The sequence below is a fragment of the Streptomyces sp. NBC_00203 genome (assembly GCF_045206325.1).
GTDB classification, from domain to species: domain Bacteria; phylum Actinomycetota; class Actinomycetes; order Streptomycetales; family Streptomycetaceae; genus Streptomyces; species Streptomyces lutosisoli.
In genome coordinates, this window is the sequence record NZ_CP108126.1 from 4,366,738 (window position 1) to 4,382,559 (window position 15,822).

The window sequence follows — 15,822 nt, forward strand, 5'->3', positions numbered from 1 at the left end:
CGGCCCCTTCGGGCAAAACGGTGACCGGAGGTCAGGAGGCCTTGGCCTTCTCCTCGGTCTTCGCGGCGGCAGCCGGAGCGGCGGCAGCAGCGGCAGGCGCCGGCTTGGCAGCCTCGTAGAACTCCTCGCGAGGAGTCTCCATGGCCCCGAGCGAGACAACCTCACGCTTCAGGAACATCGCGAGCGTCCAGTCCGCGAACACGCGGATCTTCCGGTTCCAGGTCGGCATGGCCAGACCGTGATAGCCGCGGTGCATGTACCACGCCAGACGACCCTTGAGCTTGATCTTCATCTTGCCCATGACGATCATCGCGACGCCCTTGTGCAGGCCGAGCCCCGCGACAGCACCCTTGTTGGAGTGCGCGTACGACTTCTGCGGGAAGCCCCGCATACCGGAGACCACGTTGTCGCCGAGGACCTTCGCCTGACGCAGCGCGTGCTGCGCGTTCGGCGGGCACCAGGCGTTCTCGACGCCGGCCTTGCGGGCGGCCATGTCCGGAACCTGGGAGTTGTCGCCCGCGGCCCAGATGTAGTCCGTACCGGTCACCTGCAGCTTGTCCGTGCAGTCCACGTGACCACGCGGACCGAGCGGCAGACCGAACCGGGAGAGGACGGGGTTCGGCTTGACGCCGGCCGTCCACACGATCGTGTTGGAGTCGACCTCGAGGCCGTTCTTCAGAACGACGTGGCCGTCGACGCAGGAGTCCATGGACGTGGAGAGGTAGATCTCCACACCGCGGCTCTCCAGGTGCTCCTTGCCGTACTGACCGAGCTTCGGGCCGACCTCGGGAAGGATCTTGTCCGCGGCGTCGACGAGGATGAAGCGCATGTCCTCGCGGGACACGTTGGTGTAGTACTTCGACGCGTCGCGGGCCATGTCCTCGACCTCGCCGATGGTCTCGGCGCCGGCGAAACCGCCACCCACGAAGACGAAGGTGAGCGCCTTGCGGCGGACTTCCTCGTCCGTCGTGGAGTCGGCCTTGTCGAGCTGCTCAAGGACGTGGTTGCGCAGGCCGATGGCCTCCTCGATGCCCTTCATGCCGATGCCCTGTTCGGCGAGGCCGGGGATCGGGAAGGTGCGGGAGACCGCGCCCATCGCGATGACGAGGTAGTCGAAAGGCAGCTCGTACGCCTCACCCACGAGGGGGGCGATCGTGGCGACCTTGCGGTCCTGGTCGATGGTGGTGACCCGGCCGGTGAGAACCTCCGCCTTGGGCAGCACGCGTCGCAGCGGGACGACGACATGCCGCGGGGAGATGCTGCCGGCGGCGGCTTCGGGGAGGAAGGGCTGGTAGGTCATGTACGACCGGGGGTCGACGACCGTGACGGTCGCCTCTCCGTAGCGCATCTTCTTGAGAATGCGCCGAGCTGCGTACAGGCCTACGTACCCACCGCCTACTACGAGGATCCTGGGACGCTCCGTGGTGCTCATGCCATCGAGTATCCACCCGGTCATGGGGGGTCGCTCGTGCGCCCCTTCACAAGCTCCTACGGGGGCTCTGCTACACTGCGCCGCCCACGTGACCCAGGTCATGGTGACAAAGGGGAACCACCGTGCTCCGTGGACCGTTGTCAACACCGCGTGAGCTGCCGCTCCGGCCTTTCGGACCCCTCTCGGACCGACTGGACCAGACCCTCGCCTCACCCGTCGGCGACACCCTCGGAATGCTCCTGTGAGCACGCTCCCGGACCGCCTGAGCCCTCCACGGCAACCCTTGGGGCTCAATCCTCGCCCAGCAGGGCTTTTTTCCTTGTGAAGAACTTCACGAACTTTCCCGACGGCACCTCACCGAGGGGCTTTTCAGTGCCCCTCAGGCGCGCTCATACGTTATCCGACCTGCTCAGCCGAGGGCTACCGACAAGTAGCCAAGGAGACCCAGGCCACGGCCGGAACATGGCCTGCGCCACGGCCGCACCATGGCTTACGCCACGGACCACGCGATCCCGTCGAGGATGTCGTGCTCGCTGACATCGACCTCCCGCGCCCCGATCCGCTCCATGATCGAGAGCAGCACGAGGGCGCCCGCGGCGATCACGTCGACGCGCCCCGGGTGCATGGAGGGGACGGCCGCGCGCTCGGCGTGCGTCGACGCCAGCAGCCACTCGGTGATCTCGCGGACACGGTCGTAGGAGACGCGCGAGTGGTGGATGGCCTCGGAGTCGTACTCGGGCAGGTTCTGCGCGATCGCCGACACGGTGGTGACCGAGCCGGCCAGCCCGACGAGCGTGTGCGCCTCGCGCAGCGGGACCGTCTCCTCGGCGAGGTCGAGGGCCGCCTCGATGTCGGCGCGCATCGCCGCGATCTGCTCCTCGGTGGGCGGGTCGGTCACGACGCCGTCGTGCACGAGGTGCCGCTCGGTCATCCGCACGCAGCCGACGTCCACGGAGCGCGCCGCCCGCACATGGTCGTCGCCGACGACGAACTCGGTCGACCCGCCGCCGATGTCCACCACGAGGTACGGCTTGGCGAGGTCGTCACGCCCCGTCAGCTCCTTCGTCGCGCCCGTGAAGGAGAACTCGGCCTCCTGGTCACCGGAGATGACCTCGGGCTCGACCCCGAGGATGTCCAGCACCCCGCGCACGAACTCGTCCCGGTTCTCCGCGTCGCGGGACGCCGAGGTCGCCACGAAGCGCAGCCGCTCCGCGCCGTGCTCCTTGATGATCGCCGCGTACTCCCTGCACGCCGCGAAGGTCCGCGCCAGCGCCTCGGGGGCCAGCCGGCCCGTCCGGTCGACGCCCTGCCCGAGCCGCACGATCGTCATCCTGCGGTCCAGCTCGACGAGTTCCCCCGTCTCCGGGTCCGCGTCGGCGACGAGCAGCCTGATGGAGTTGGTACCGCAGTCGATGGCAGCGACCCTGGTCATGAGCTCTGGTCTCCTGTCGTGGGTGGGGGTGCGTGGGGGTGGTTCTTTGGCTGCGGGGCGGTGGGGGCTGGTCGCGCAGTTCCCCGCGCCCCTTAAAAGCACCCGGGGCGGACCGGCAGTTGTTTAGGGGCGCGGGGCTGTGTCGATATGCGGCTCCGCCGCGTGGGCGCGACCAGCCCCCACCGGCCCGCACCCGACACACAACCGAGAGGCCCTCAGTCCCCGTCCGGCACAACCACACACGCACCCTTGCGCCACCACTCCGGCAGCATCGCGATCGCCTCGTCACCAAGGGGATTCACCCCCGGCCCCGCGGCCAGAGAATGCGCCACGAGCACGTGAAGGCACTTCACCCGGTCCGGCATACCCCCCGCACTGGGAAAGCCCTCCAGAACCTCGATGGAGTCGCGCCGCGCGATGTAGTCCTCGTGGGCAGCCCGATACGCGGCGGCCAGCTCAGGATCCGTCGCCAGCCGCTCCGTCATCTCCTTCATGACCCCGTTGGCTTCGAGCGTCCCGATCGCGGACGCGGCCCGTGGACACGTCAGGTAGTACGTCGTCGGGAACGGCGTCCCGTCGGGAAGACGCGGCGCCGTCTCGACGACGTCCGGCTGCCCGCACGGGCACCGGTGCACGATCGCGCGCAGCCCGCGCGGCGGCCGCCCGAGCTGCTGCTTGAAGGCCTCGACATCCGCGTCGGTCGGCTCGGTGCGCGGGGTGGTCGGCGGTGGCGTTTCCATGCCGTGAGTCACATGTCTTTCTGGTCAGTTCATGGTGCTGGTCAGCTCATGGGCCGTCACTGGTCGGCGGCGTCGGACTTGTCCACGCCGTCCCAGACGTTGGAGTACCAGGGACGGTCGGCCGCCCCCTGGTCGGCACGGGCCTGCTTCGCCGCGTCCGGGTCGATCACGACGTAGCCGGTCTCGCCCGGCATCACATAGTGCAGCCGCTGCCGGATCTGCTGCTCGGCGTACGCGTCGTCCTGCCAGCGTGCCTTGAGGTCGCGCAGCCGCTCGACCCGCTCGCGGGCCTGTGCCCGCTGCCGCTCCAGATCCGAGATCTCGGCGCGCTGGGACACGTACTGCCTTATCGGGTACGCGAGGGCGACGACGAGGGAGCAGAGGACGAGGGCGAGGAGCGCCGCCCGGCCGGTCAGCCGGGAGCGACGGGCTTGCCGTTTGGTCTGGGAGCGGTAGACCCGGGCCGCCGTCTGCTCGCCGAGCAGCTTCAGCCTGGTCGCGGTGGAGAACCGGTCCCGGTCCTTCACGGCCATGAATCCCGCCTCCCCAGTACAAGCCCGTCACGTGCGTACGTCCCCGCACACGGTACGGGACCGAGTACGGGGACGTACGTACGACGCTTCCTAAGCCGTTACAGCTCAGCCCTTGAAGCGGGGGAACGCCGAACGACCGGCGTACACCGCCGCGTCGTCGAGGATCTCCTCGATGCGCAGCAGCTGGTTGTACTTGGCGACGCGGTCCGAGCGGGCCGGGGCACCGGTCTTGATCTGGCCGCAGTTCACCGCGACGGCGAGGTCGGCGATGGTGACGTCCTCGGTCTCGCCGGAGCGGTGGGACATCATGCACTTGAAGCCGTTGCGCTGGGCCATCTCGACGGCGTCCAGGGTCTCGGTCAGCGAGCCGATCTGGTTCACCTTGACGAGCAGGGCGTTCGCGGAGCCCTCCTCGATGCCACGGGCCAGGCGCTCCGGGTTGGTGACGAAGAGGTCGTCGCCGACGATCTGGACCTTGTCGCCCAGCTTGTCGGTGATGACCTTCCAGCCGGCCCAGTCGTCCTCGTACAGCGGGTCCTCGATGGAGACGAGCGGGTACGCGGAGACGAGCTCCTCGTAGTACTCGGTCATCTCGGCGGCCGAGCGGGACTTGCCCTCGAACTCGTACTTGCCGTCCTTGTAGAACTCGGACGCGGCGACGTCGAGCGCGAGCGCGATCTGCTCGCCGGGGACGTAACCGGCCTGCTTGATGGCCTCGATGATGAGGTCGAGCGCGGCGCGGTTGGACTCCAGGTTCGGGGCGAAGCCGCCCTCGTCGCCGAGGCCCGTGGACAGGCCCTTGGTCTTCAGCACCTTCTTGAGGGTGTGGTAGACCTCGGCGCCCCAGCGCAGCGCCTCGGAGAAGGACTCCGCGCCGATCGGGGCGATCATGAACTCCTGGATGTCCACGTTCGAGTCGGCGTGCGACCCGCCGTTCAGGATGTTCATCATCGGAACGGGCAGCAGGTGCGCGTTCGGGCCGCCCAGGTAGCGGAAGAGCGGGAGGTCGGACGCCTCGGAGGCGGCGTGCGCGACGGCGAGCGAGACGCCGAGGATGGCGTTGGCGCCGAGCGAGCCCTTGTTGTCGGTGGCGTCCAGGTCGAACATGGCCTGGTCGATCAGGCGCTGCTCGGTGGCGTCGTAACCGACGAGCTCCGGGCCGATCTGCTCGATGACGGCGAGGACGGCCTTCTCGACACCCTTGCCCTGGTAACGGTTGGGGTCACCGTCGCGGAGCTCGATGGCTTCGAAGGCACCCGTGGAGGCACCGGACGGGACGGCGGCACGACCGGTGCTGCCGTCGTCGAGGCCGACCTCGACCTCGACCGTGGGGTTGCCTCGGGAGTCCAGGATTTCCCGGGCTACGACGACGTCGATGGACGGCACGAGCATCTCCTTCTGGGATGTGACGCGGGTAACGCGGAACCTGTGATGGCGCCGCGACATGAGCCTAACCGCCCCGGGGGGATCGGCCAGCCGGTCGCCCACCCCTTGGGCAGAACCGAGAGTAAATTGTTTCCGAACGGAACAAAAACCTGCGGCCCCGCACATGAACCCGTACATGAACCCGTACATAAAAAAGCCCCGCCCCGGTGCGTACGGGGGAAGACGCACCGGAGCGGGGAGCCCGTGGGGACGGGGGGACCCTCACGAGGCCTCCACTATGGAGACCGCGTATAGGAGAGGACTGTGGTTCAGCTGCGAGCCCGTTGTCAGCTTTCCGCCGAGAGCCGTCGACAGGCGTCAGCCGCGAACCGTTGTCAGCTCAGGTGAAGCTGCTGACCCGGGTAGATGAAGTCGGCGTCGTCGACGATGTCCTTGTTCAGCTCGAACAGTTGCTGCCAGCCACCCTTGACGTGCTTCTTCTCGGCGATCGAGCTGAGGGAGTCACCCTTGACGACCTTGTACTCGCCGTCACCCTTCTTGACCTTCTTGCCGGTCGGGGTGGTGACGGTCTTCGTGGCGGCCGGGCGCTCCGCGGAACGGGAGGCGGGCTGCTCCGTCGTCCGGGTGGTGGAGGTGGTGGTGCTCGACGGGGTGGTCGAGGCGCTGGACGAGCTGGAGGTCGTCCCACCGGTGTACGCGGCGCTGGACAGGCCCGTGCCGCAGGTCGGCCAGGCACCCTTGCCCTGCGCGGCGAGGACCTTCTCACCGATGGTGATCTGCTCCGACTTGGACGCCAGGTTGGCGGTGGAGGCGTAGGCGGTGCCGCCGTACGCCGCCCAGGTGGAGGCCGAGAACTGCAGGCCGCCGTAGTAGCCGTTGCCGGTGTTGATGGACCAGTTGCCGCCGGACTCGCACTGGGCGACGGTGTCCCACTCGGACGCGGTCGCGGCGGAGGCGTTGCCGGCCGCCATCAGCGGGGCGGCGATGGCGACACCGGTGACGCCGGCGAGCGTGGCGACACGGGCGGCCTTGGACGGGCGGCGGTGCTTGCCCTTGCTGGAAAACAGCATGGAGTGATCCCCTCACCGACGCCTGCGAGGTGAGCTGTCGGGTTCGGGCGGGTGAGTGCCCGGTCGTACGGCCTCCGTCTTCACGACGTCGGACGTACGGCTTCACCCCAAGCCACTCCCGGTGAACTACCGGGCGCGGCGCTTACCTTGGGTCCCCCGCTCCTGCCTACGGCGCTTGACGCGACGACTGTTCCCGTACGGCCGTTGGCAGGATTCGGCGTTGCAACCGTCGGGGCCCGCTGTGGCGAGCGGTCACGACCGTAAGCAGTCGATACCCGGAATTTCAAAGACGATCAGGGCTTCTGAGACTCATGTCTCACTCTCACCAAACCGGACATTCCGCAGCGAACCGTGACGCGAACTCCCGCTACTTTTCGCCCGATTCAGCACCAACTGCAAGGCTCTGACCGGGCACGATGAGGTCAGGATCGGTGCCGATCGTCTTCTTGTTCTCGGCGTACAGCCCGGCCCATCCGCCTTCGAGGTCAAGGGCATCGGCGATCGTCCAGAGACTGTCTCCGGTGCGGACGACGTACGAGCCGTCGGCGGCGTCGCGCGAGGCGCTGGAGCCGCGCGAGGCATGCCGCCCGGAAGCGCTGTCCGTACGGCCGTCGGTCACGTCCTCCGTCACACCCTCGTCGGCGGTGTCACCACGGTGACGTCCGGCACCGGTCGTCGCACTGTCGGACGCACTCGAAGAGTCGCCGTTCTGCCCGGACTTGTCCGAGTCGTCACTCTTCGCCGTCTCTGTGTCCGAGCTGTCGGAATCCTGAGAATCACTGTCGCCGGAGGAGGTGTCGGACTTCGTCGTGTTCTTGGCCGCATCCGGGGAGGAGTCGGATGATGAGGATGAATCAGATGAACTGGACGAGGATGACGAGTCCGACAAACCGGACGACTCCGAGGAGCTGGAGGAATCGGACGAGCCGGAGGAGCCCGAGGAGTCGGAGGAGTCGGAGGAGTCGGAGGAACTCGACGAGTCGTCCGCCACGCCCGTGTCGACCTCGACGGAGCCCGAGTGCTTGCTGAGCCCGGAGAGCGGTCCACAGGTGGGCCAGGCGGCGAGGCCCTGGTCGTCGAGGATCTTCTCGGCGATGGCTATCTGCTGCGAGCGGCTGGCCTGGTCGGCGCTCGGGGCGTACAGGGTGCCGCCGTACGACTCCCAGGTCTCCTGGGTCAACTGCAGCCCGCCGTAGTACCCGTTCCCGTCGTTCGCGCTCCACGATCCCGCGCTCTCGCACTCCGCGACCCGGTCCCACGTGGTGCCGTCGGCCGCGCTCGCACTGGTGGCGCCGAGCAACGGGATCGCGATCGCCGATCCGGTCACCCCTGCGGCAACGATGAGGGCCGGGGCCTGACGCGGGCGACGATGACGGCCGTTCCCGGAGAGCATGCGGAAGCCTTTCGAGTGACAGCAAGTGACAACAGCGGCCACTGCGATAGGCGGGCCGCGTTGGTGATCGAACGTATCCGCACTCGAACGCTTGTCACAAGTCGATGCAGCACAGATCACGTGAAGATCACGGAGTTGAGGGACCGTCACCTTTTCGCAGGTGGGCGCCCGTTGTCCGGCACACCGGAGGGCCGTCCTCCGGCATGCCTACCGACCTGGTGTGAACTCCACGGGAAGCGTGCGCAATCCCCGCATAATGAGCCCGCCACGCCAGCGCAAATCGGCAGAATCTCCCGCGAGTTGGAGATCGGGGAGACGGGTGAGCAGCGTGGCGAGCGCGGTCTGCCCCTCCAGGCGGGCGAGCGGCGCGCCGAGACAGTAGTGGATGCCGTGGCCGTACCCGAGGTGCTGATTGTCACGCCGCGAGAGGTCGAGCGTGTCCGGCTGCTCGAACCGCTCGGGGTCACGGTCCGCAGCCGCCAGTACGACGAGGACGGGGTCGCCGGGCGCGATGTCCTGCCCGCCGATGCGCACGGCCTCGGTCGCGAACCGCCAGGTGGCCAGTTCGACGGGACCGTCGTAGCGGAGGAGTTCCTCGACACCGGTTTCGAGGAGTCCGGTGTCCTTGGCGGCGAGCGAGGCCTGGAGGCGTGCGCGCTGCTCGGGATGGGTGAGGAGGGCGTACGTGCCGTTCCCGATCAGGTTGACCGTGGTCTCGAAGCCGGCGAAGAGAAGGATGAAGGCCATGGCGGCCGCCTCGTTCTCGCTGAGGTGCTCGCCGTGGTCCGAGGCGCGGATGAGCCCGGAGATGAGGTCTTCGCCGGGGGTGGGGTGCTCGAGCAGCGCTTCCCGCTTCCGGTGGATCAGCTCGGCGAGATAGCCGCGCATCTTCTTGACGGACCGCGCGACGCCTCCTCGGGGCCCTCCCCCGTGCCGGATCATCATCCCCGCCCAGTCCCGGAAGTCGTCCTGGTCCTCGCGCGGGACGCCGAGCAGATCGCAGATGGCGTAGATGGGGAGCGGGAACGCGAAGTCGTGGATGAGGTCGGCGGAGCCCTTGTCGGCGAACTGGTCGATGAGGTGGTCGGTGAGTTCCTGCACGCGCGGCGCGAACTCGGCCACGCGCCGGGGGGTGAAGGCCTTGGAGACGAGCCGTCGGAGCCTTGTGTGGTCCGGCGGATCGATGTTGAGCAGATGCGTCATCAGCTCGGCCTTGCGCTCACCCGGGATACCCGTCTTCCCCTTCGCGTGGGCGGGTTCGTCGTGGTGGGCGGGGTTCTTGGACAGCCGCTGGTCGGCGAGCGCCTGCTTGGCGTCCGCGTACCGGGTGACGAGCCAGGCCTCCACCCCGCTGGGGAGGCGCGTCTTGCGCACGGGGGCGTGCTCGCGGAGCCAGGCGTACGCCGGGTAGGGGTTGGTGGCGAACTCCCAGGTGAAGAGTTCGGGGGCAGGGGCGGGGGCGGCAGGGTCCTGGTGCTCGGTCACTCCTTGACGGTATCCGGAGGTCCTCGAAGCCCTGAGTCGCCGCCCCAGCTCCCCATCGGACAGCCTCCGCATCGGACAGCCTCCGCATCACGAGCGACGCGAACGGTCCCTGGCCCTCTCCCGGCCCTCCCCCTTCATCACCTCGGCAATGACGCCCTCGCTCCCGTGGCCGCCGACCCCACCAACTCCCCTTCCACCACGCCCCCTTGCCGACCGGACGCCCTGAGGCGACGGTACTCGGCAGAGGCCCTCCCGAGCCCCGCACACTTCACCCCAGGCTGTCCATAAATCGCCTGCTGTTTGACCTCACGGCTCGAAAACTCCATACATTCACGCAGTGGACCCCGAAATACTCAGATCCAGCTTCGCGGTCGTCGAGAGACGGGCCGAGTTCGCGGTCAAGTACTTCTACTCGCACCTGTTCCGGCACAACCCGGACGTCCGCGGGCTGTTTCCGCTGGACTTCCCGGAGGACATGGAGCGGCAGCGGGACAGACTGTTCGCGGCGCTCACGTATGTGATGGAGCGGCTGGAGGACCCACGGCTACCGGGGTATTTACGGGAACTCGGGCGGGACCACCGCAAATATCTTGCGGAGCCGGAGCACTACGCCGCCGTGGGGGCGAGTCTGATCGCCGCGTTCGCCGTCGTCGCGGGGTCGGCGTGGAACGCGGAGGTCGAGAAGGCCTGGGGCGAGGCATACGGGGCGATCACGAACCTGATGCTGCAGGGCGCCTGGGAGTCGCAGCACGAGGGCGAACCGCCCTGGTGGGACGCCGAGGTCACCGCCCGGACCCGGCACGGCGACGACCTCGTCGTGCTGACCCTGCGCCCACACCGCCGGCTCCACTACTCCCCCGGCCAGTACGTCACCGTCAACGTCCCCCATCTCCCAGGCATTTGGCGCCCGTACTCGCTGGCCAACGCCCCCCGCGCCGACCACACCGTCGACCTGCACATCAGCCGGGTCGCGAACGGCGTGCTCTCCACCGCCCTCGTCCGGCAGACCCGGGAGGGCGACGTCCTGCGGCTGGGCGCGCCCGGCGGCGGACTGATCCTGCGCACTCCCGCGGAACGGCCCCTCACCCTCATCGCGGCCGGCACGGGATGGGCACCCGTGAAGGCGCTGCTGGAACAGCTCGACGAGACCCACGAGGCCCGCCTGTTCCTCGTCGCCCGCGACACCTCCTACCTGTACGACCGGGACGCCGTCGAGCGACTCCAGGCCCGGCTTCCCCGGCTCGCCGTCACCTTCATCACCCCCGCGCCCGGCCGTCCCAGGGCCCAGGCGACCGAACGCCTCCTGACTGCGCTGGGCAACCGCGCCGGCTGGACCCAGCACGATGTCTATCTGGCCGGTCCGCCCAGTCTCGTCGAAGAGATCGGCGAGGCCCTCCCCACGCTCGGCACACCGACCGAGCGCATCTTCCACGACGCCCTGCCACCGACCGCTCAGGAGCGGCCCCGGCCGGTGGGCACAGCGGAATGGCTCCTCGACCGCCCCGAGCCGACCTGGCACAACCCGTCGAGCCGAGCCCCACAGGCGTAACTCCGGCCCCGATCCCTGACCGTCAGATGCCTGCCGCTCGGATTTCCGGCCCACGTCTGTCAAGCCTCCCCGGCACCCCGCCCTCAGCCCCTCAGTCCTCCGCGTCCAACTCCGCAGCGCCCTCCTCCGCAATGCCTTCCTCCGCACGAATCGCGTCCCGGTACGCCCGTCCCGCCGCCCGCAGTGCCGCCTCCGGGTCCACGCCCTCGGCCTCGGCGCGCGCGGCTATGGCGAGCAGTTCGTATCCGACTCCCTCCCCCGTCGGAAGTGGCACCTCAAGTCCCGCCGTACGCACTCGCGATGCCAGCTTGGCCGCCAGGGCGAGGCCCGGCTGGCCGAGCGGGATGCCCTCGGTGACGGACGTCCGCTGCTTTTCCTCCGCCTTCGTGCGCAGCCAGTGCTCCTTGACCTCCTCGGGGGTGGTGGCCGTCTCTTCGCCGAAGACGTGCGGGTGGCGGTGGATGAGCTTGGCGACGATGGCGCCGGCCACGTCGTCGATGGAGAAGGGGGCTTCCTCGTCCTCCTCGGCGATGCGGGCGTGGAAGACGACCTGGAGCAGGACGTCGCCGAGTTCCTCGCGCAGCTCGTCCCGGTCTCCCTCCTCGATCGCCTCGACGAGTTCGTACGCCTCCTCGATGCCGTACTTGGCCAGGCCCTTGTGGGTCTGCTGGGACGACCAGGGGCATTCGAGGCGGATGCGGTCCATGACCTGGACGAGGTCGAGGAGGCGGGCGCCCGGCAGGTCGTACGAGGCGGGGAGCAGCTCCAGGTCCGGCATCTGTATGCGGCCGGAGCCGGCCAGGCGGGCCAGGCCGTCGGTGAGCCGGGGCTCACCCTCGCCGGTGGCGACGACGACCAGGGTGCGGCCGTCGGCGCAGGCGTCGACCAGCTCCTGGGCGGAGGGGGACGCCTCGTCGACGGTGATGCCGGCCTCGCGCAGGTACGGCAGCTGCGGGTGTGCGCCGTCCGCGCACAGGACCTGGTCGGCGTCGCGGAGCGCCTGCCAGGCGGGCCAGGACAGCAGCCCGGGTGCGACGCGGTGGCTGGTGGTGAGCAGGACGATACGGCCGGGGTCGGTGGCGGTCGGGTCGCCGTCGGGGCCGGTCGTGGTCGGGTCTCCGTCGAAGCTGCTGGTTGCGTTCACCCCTCGAACGTAACCCACGCCGCCGACAGCCCCCGAAGTTATCCACAGGCCGCGTGGCCGACCCGTGGATCAGCGGGTGGGCGCGGCTTCAAAGCTCCTCGGGCCGGGGCCCGGACAGCCGCAGCAGCAGGCTGGACAGCCGCACCACTCTATCCGCGAGCCGCCCGGCCGAACCGTTTATCCACAGCCCCCGCGCCGCCCCCGTACCCGTTATGTCGTCTGCTGGGTCGCCGCCGCGGTGACTTCCCGCAGCCACGGTGTCTTCGCGTCGACGCGGCTGCTCTTCTGCACGTCCCAGGCGCCGTAGCGCGGGTTCAGGTCGACGTGGAGTTCCTTGGAGGCGGCGGACATCGCGTTCCAGAACGTGGTCTTGCCCTCGGTGGTGTTCATGTCGGCGCCGAGCGTGGCGGCCAGCTTCTGGGCCTCGATCTCGGTGCGGAGGCTGCCGTCGAGACGCGTCGGCGCCACTCCGTAGTTCTGCAGCCAGGCCGTTTCCAGCGCCTTCGCGCCGCCCGCCTGCTGTTCGAGGGCCGTGCGCATCTGCTGGGTGTCGTTGCGGGTCACGGTCACGCCCGCGTTCTTCGCGGCCCGGTCCAGGACGCGGTCGAGGACCATGCCGTGCAGGGTGTCGCGGGTGAGGCTGCCGGTCTTGGCGATGGCCTGCTCGTACTGGGCCTCGTCCTTGGTGGCGGCCCGCTGCGCCGCACGCACCTCGTTCACCCGGCTCTCCAGCTGCGCGACCGTGATCCGCTGACCGCCGACGACGGCCGCGGCGCCTGGATGCGCCCCGCCGCCGCATGCGGTGAGAAGGGGGGCCGCGGCGACGATCGCGGCGGAGAGGACGAGCGCGGTGCGACGGCGGCGGTGCAAGGAAGCCTCCCGAGGAGATTGTGCGACGGTGCACAAAGTCTTGCGGTGATCGATGGTAGGCAGTGGCCCAGCTCTCGGCCACCCTTTCGACCAACGATTCGCCCAGCCTTCAGGCACCGTCGCACCATCACATCGGCATCAACGGCATCACAGGGGCGTCAGCCCGTGATCGCCACCGGCGCGTCCCACGCGTCCCGGTCCACGGTGATCGTGTAACCGCCGCGGGTCTCCTTGCTGTTCACCATGTACTGGTGGGCGCGGCTGTGCGGGGTGAACTGGGTGGAGCTCCACGGCCAGTCCGTGGTCGTGGTGTTCGTCTTGTCCCACAGCGCGTACCAGAGGTTGCCCGGCAGGTCCGTCTTGTCGGTCGCGGTCGCGATGGCCTTGGCGCTGGAGCTGGTGAAGCCGTAGAAACCGGTGCGGTACGTCTTGGCGTGCAGCGCCTTGTCGAAGGCGCGCACGTACGTCAGCACGGCGTTGTTGCAGGTCGTGTCGGTGGTGTCGTACGCCTCCATGTCCAGGTAGACCGGGCTGCCGGCCTTCATGCCGAGCGCGGAGGCCTTGGCCACCGCGTCCGCGCCGTCGGTGGCGCCGAGCGAGGCGGCGGTGGAGGCGGTGAGCTTCTCGGGGCTGGACCCGGTCTGGCAGGACGGCTGGGCGCCGACGTACAGCGGGATGAGTTTCCAGCCGGCCGCGCTCACCGACTTCACCCAGGAGGCGGTCAGGTTGGGCTGGCTGCAGCCGCGGTTCTTCCCGCCGACGTAGACGGCGGCGGCGCCGTAGAAGCCGGTGTTCCAGGCCTTCATCGCGGAAAGCGAGGGCGCGGCGCAGGTGTCGAAGGCGCGCCCGGTGAACGTCCGCTGCGCGGGCCACGTGGTGGCGGCCATCGAGGTCTGCGCGGCGATCCCTGCTCCGGCGACCACGGCGGCGCCGGCCGCGGCCCATGCCACGTATCTGCGCTTCTTGGAATGCCGATGGCTGGACATGAAATCCCCACCCCATGGTTCAAGTGACGGGTGCGCGGGGCACGCGCGCGTGCCCCGCGCATTCGATGCGTATGCGATGCGTATGCGATGGGCGGCGTGCACGCGGGCGCGTGGCGCACAAAAACGGATCGCAACCTATCCGGCGCGCCCCCACTGTTCGGGAAACCCCGCACCTTGATCACTACAAGAATCGGCCAAGGTGACGCAAAGCTTGCGATGCCTCAAGGTTCTGACCCCCGACCCCGGACCCCGGACCCCGGACCCCGGGCCTTGGGCCTTGGACCTTGGGCTTGAGTCAGCCCCGCACCTGCCCCAGCCATTGCAGCGTCCGCCGGATCTCCGCCGCCATCGGGTGCCCGGGTCCGCGCAGCCGTTCCACGTCGTGCAGCAGCCGGACCAGCGTGTCGTGGGCGGCGCCGCGGTCGCCGAGGGCGAGCAGCAAGTGGCCGATGCGGCGGCGGACTTCGAGGGAGATCTCGGGGTCTCCGGCGACGTACTGGTTCTCGTAGTACGGCAGCAGCGCGCGGTACTCCGCGAGCGCCGCGGCTGGTTCGCCGAGTTGCTCCAGGCACTGGGCGGCCTCGTAACGGAAGCGCAGGGACTGCGGGTCGGCCTGGCCTGCCTCGGCGGCGCGTTCGTCGGCGAGACGGCGCAGTTCGGGCAGCGCGCGCCGGTACTGTCCGTCGTCCATGAGCGTGGCGGCGTACTGCTTGCGCAGGGTGCGCACAACGGGCGAGTGCTCCCCGTGCTCGGCGGCGGCCGCCGGGAGGATCGAGCCGAGGATGTCGACGGCCTGCGTGATGCGGCCCTCGCCGAGCAGCCGCTTGACCTCGTCGACGGCGCCCGCGACATCGGGTTTCTCCACGGCGGGCGCGGGCTGCGGTTGGGGCGCCGGCGTGCGCGCCCGGTCCGGCCACGGGGCGTGCGGGCGCAGGAAGGGGCGCGTGGGATCCAGAGGGGCGCCCGTGGGCATGCCGCGCGCCGGGAGCAGCGGGAGCAGTTGCTCGTACGTCTCCTGCGCGGACGCCGGCCGGTGCTGCGGGTCCTTGGACAGCAGGCGCAGGACGAGACTCTCCAGCGCGGGCGGCACCTCGGGGCGCAGACGGCGCACCGGGAGCGGCGGCTCGTAGAGGTGGCGGTGCAGCACGCCGAGCGCTGTCGAGCCGGAGAACGGCACGTCTCCGCTGAGGAGTTCGTGCAGCAGCACGCCGAGTGCGTACAGGTCGGTGTACGGGCCGACCGCGCCGCCCATCGCCTGCTCGGGGGCCATGTAGGCGGGTGAGCCGATGGGCGAACCGGTGTGGGTGAGCCGGGTCGTGTCCGTGTCCATGACGGAGGCGACACCGAGGTCGAGGACGGTGACCGTGCCGTCCTGCTTGACCATCACGTTCCGCGGCTTGAGGTCGCGGTGGACGATCGGCACGGCGTGCACGGCGCTCAGCACGGCGCACAGTTGCGCGGCGACCGCGACCGCCCACTGCCAGGGGTACGGGTCGTGTTCGGCGAGGTGGTCGGAGAGGTCGGCCCCGTCGACGTACTGCATGACGAGGAACAGCTCCTCGCCCTCGCTGCCCGCGTCGTGGACCGTGACCAGGCCGGGGTGGTCGACCTGTGCGGTGACCCGGCACTCGCGCACGAAGCGGCGGCGCAGCTCGTCGGCCTCCTGGCCCGCGACCTTGTCAGGGCGAAGGAGCTTGACGGCGACACGCCGGTCGAGGCGCTGGTCGTAGGCCGTCCAGACCTGGCCCATGCCGCCCTGCCCGATGAGCGTGGACAGTTCGTAGCGGTTCGCGACCACACGC

At 69.4% G+C, this 15,822-nt stretch carries 13 protein-coding genes and 1 riboswitch; of the genes, 1 reads left to right on the forward strand and 12 read right to left on the reverse strand.

The genetic code is table 11. The features are described 5' to 3' along the window. Window positions 1-31: 31 nt before the first annotated feature. The 8 genes from OG975_RS19625 to OG975_RS19660 all read right to left on the reverse strand — a co-directional run bounded on the left by OG975_RS19625 (window position 32) and on the right by OG975_RS19660 (window position 9,471). The gene (locus tag OG975_RS19625; protein ID WP_406330581.1) at window positions 32-1,432 is read right to left on the reverse strand and encodes an NAD(P)/FAD-dependent oxidoreductase; all 1,401 of its coding nucleotides are present in this window, start codon (window positions 1,430-1,432) and stop codon (window positions 32-34) included. Between the two features lie 490 nt (window positions 1,433-1,922). Continuing rightward, the gene (locus OG975_RS19630) at window positions 1,923-2,864 is read right to left on the reverse strand and encodes an exopolyphosphatase (protein WP_406330582.1); all 942 of its coding nucleotides are present in this window, start codon (window positions 2,862-2,864) and stop codon (window positions 1,923-1,925) included. Between the two features lie 215 nt (window positions 2,865-3,079). Continuing rightward, window positions 3,080-3,604, reverse strand: a complete 525-nt coding sequence (locus tag OG975_RS19635) for a DUF501 domain-containing protein (protein WP_406330583.1) — start codon at window positions 3,602-3,604, stop codon at window positions 3,080-3,082. A gap of 56 nt (window positions 3,605-3,660) precedes the next feature. Continuing rightward, entirely contained in the window at window positions 3,661-4,137 is a 477-nt protein-coding gene (locus tag OG975_RS19640) for a septum formation initiator family protein (protein ID WP_406330585.1), read from the reverse strand. Window positions 4,138-4,242: 105 nt separating this feature from the next. Continuing rightward, window positions 4,243-5,529 (reverse strand): phosphopyruvate hydratase, encoded by a 1,287-nt coding sequence (gene eno / locus OG975_RS19645; RefSeq protein WP_327429282.1) that lies wholly within the window; start codon window positions 5,527-5,529, stop codon window positions 4,243-4,245. Between the two features lie 368 nt (window positions 5,530-5,897). Further along, entirely contained in the window at window positions 5,898-6,593 is a 696-nt protein-coding gene (locus tag OG975_RS19650) for a transglycosylase family protein (protein WP_406330587.1), read from the reverse strand. Window positions 6,594-6,597: 4 nt separating this feature from the next. Next, window positions 6,598-6,777, reverse strand: a riboswitch (cyclic di-AMP (ydaO/yuaA leader). A 183-nt stretch (window positions 6,778-6,960) separates the two neighbouring features. After that, window positions 6,961-7,986: a transglycosylase family protein gene (locus OG975_RS19655; RefSeq protein ID WP_406330588.1), complete on the reverse strand. Its 1,026-nt coding sequence runs from the start codon at window positions 7,984-7,986 to the stop codon at window positions 6,961-6,963. 207 nt (window positions 7,987-8,193) lie between these two features. Then, the gene (locus tag OG975_RS19660; RefSeq protein ID WP_406330589.1) at window positions 8,194-9,471 is read right to left on the reverse strand and encodes a cytochrome P450; all 1,278 of its coding nucleotides are present in this window, start codon (window positions 9,469-9,471) and stop codon (window positions 8,194-8,196) included. A gap of 337 nt (window positions 9,472-9,808) precedes the next feature. Between OG975_RS19660 and OG975_RS19665 the strand changes: the two genes are divergently transcribed. Further along, window positions 9,809-11,020 (forward strand): globin domain-containing protein, encoded by a 1,212-nt coding sequence (locus tag OG975_RS19665; protein WP_406330590.1) that lies wholly within the window; start codon window positions 9,809-9,811, stop codon window positions 11,018-11,020. 91 nt (window positions 11,021-11,111) lie between these two features. On the opposite strand, the gene OG975_RS19670 is transcribed toward OG975_RS19665, so the two are convergent. The 4 genes from OG975_RS19670 to OG975_RS19685 form a co-directional block, all read right to left on the reverse strand. Then, the gene (locus OG975_RS19670) at window positions 11,112-12,164 is read right to left on the reverse strand and encodes a nucleoside triphosphate pyrophosphohydrolase (protein WP_406330591.1); all 1,053 of its coding nucleotides are present in this window, start codon (window positions 12,162-12,164) and stop codon (window positions 11,112-11,114) included. Between the two features lie 210 nt (window positions 12,165-12,374). Further along, on the reverse strand, window positions 12,375-13,034 hold the full coding sequence (locus tag OG975_RS19675) for a SurA N-terminal domain-containing protein (protein WP_406330592.1): 660 nt from the start codon (window positions 13,032-13,034) through the stop codon (window positions 12,375-12,377). A gap of 158 nt (window positions 13,035-13,192) precedes the next feature. Beyond that, window positions 13,193-14,020, reverse strand: coding sequence for a glycoside hydrolase domain-containing protein (locus tag OG975_RS19680; protein ID WP_406330593.1), 828 nt, complete (start codon window positions 14,018-14,020; stop codon window positions 13,193-13,195). 295 nt (window positions 14,021-14,315) lie between these two features. Continuing rightward, complete coding sequence (locus tag OG975_RS19685) at window positions 14,316-15,797, reverse strand: protein kinase domain-containing protein (RefSeq protein ID WP_406336354.1); 1,482 nt, start codon at window positions 15,795-15,797, stop codon at window positions 14,316-14,318. Between the last annotated feature and the right edge of the window lie 25 nt (window positions 15,798-15,822).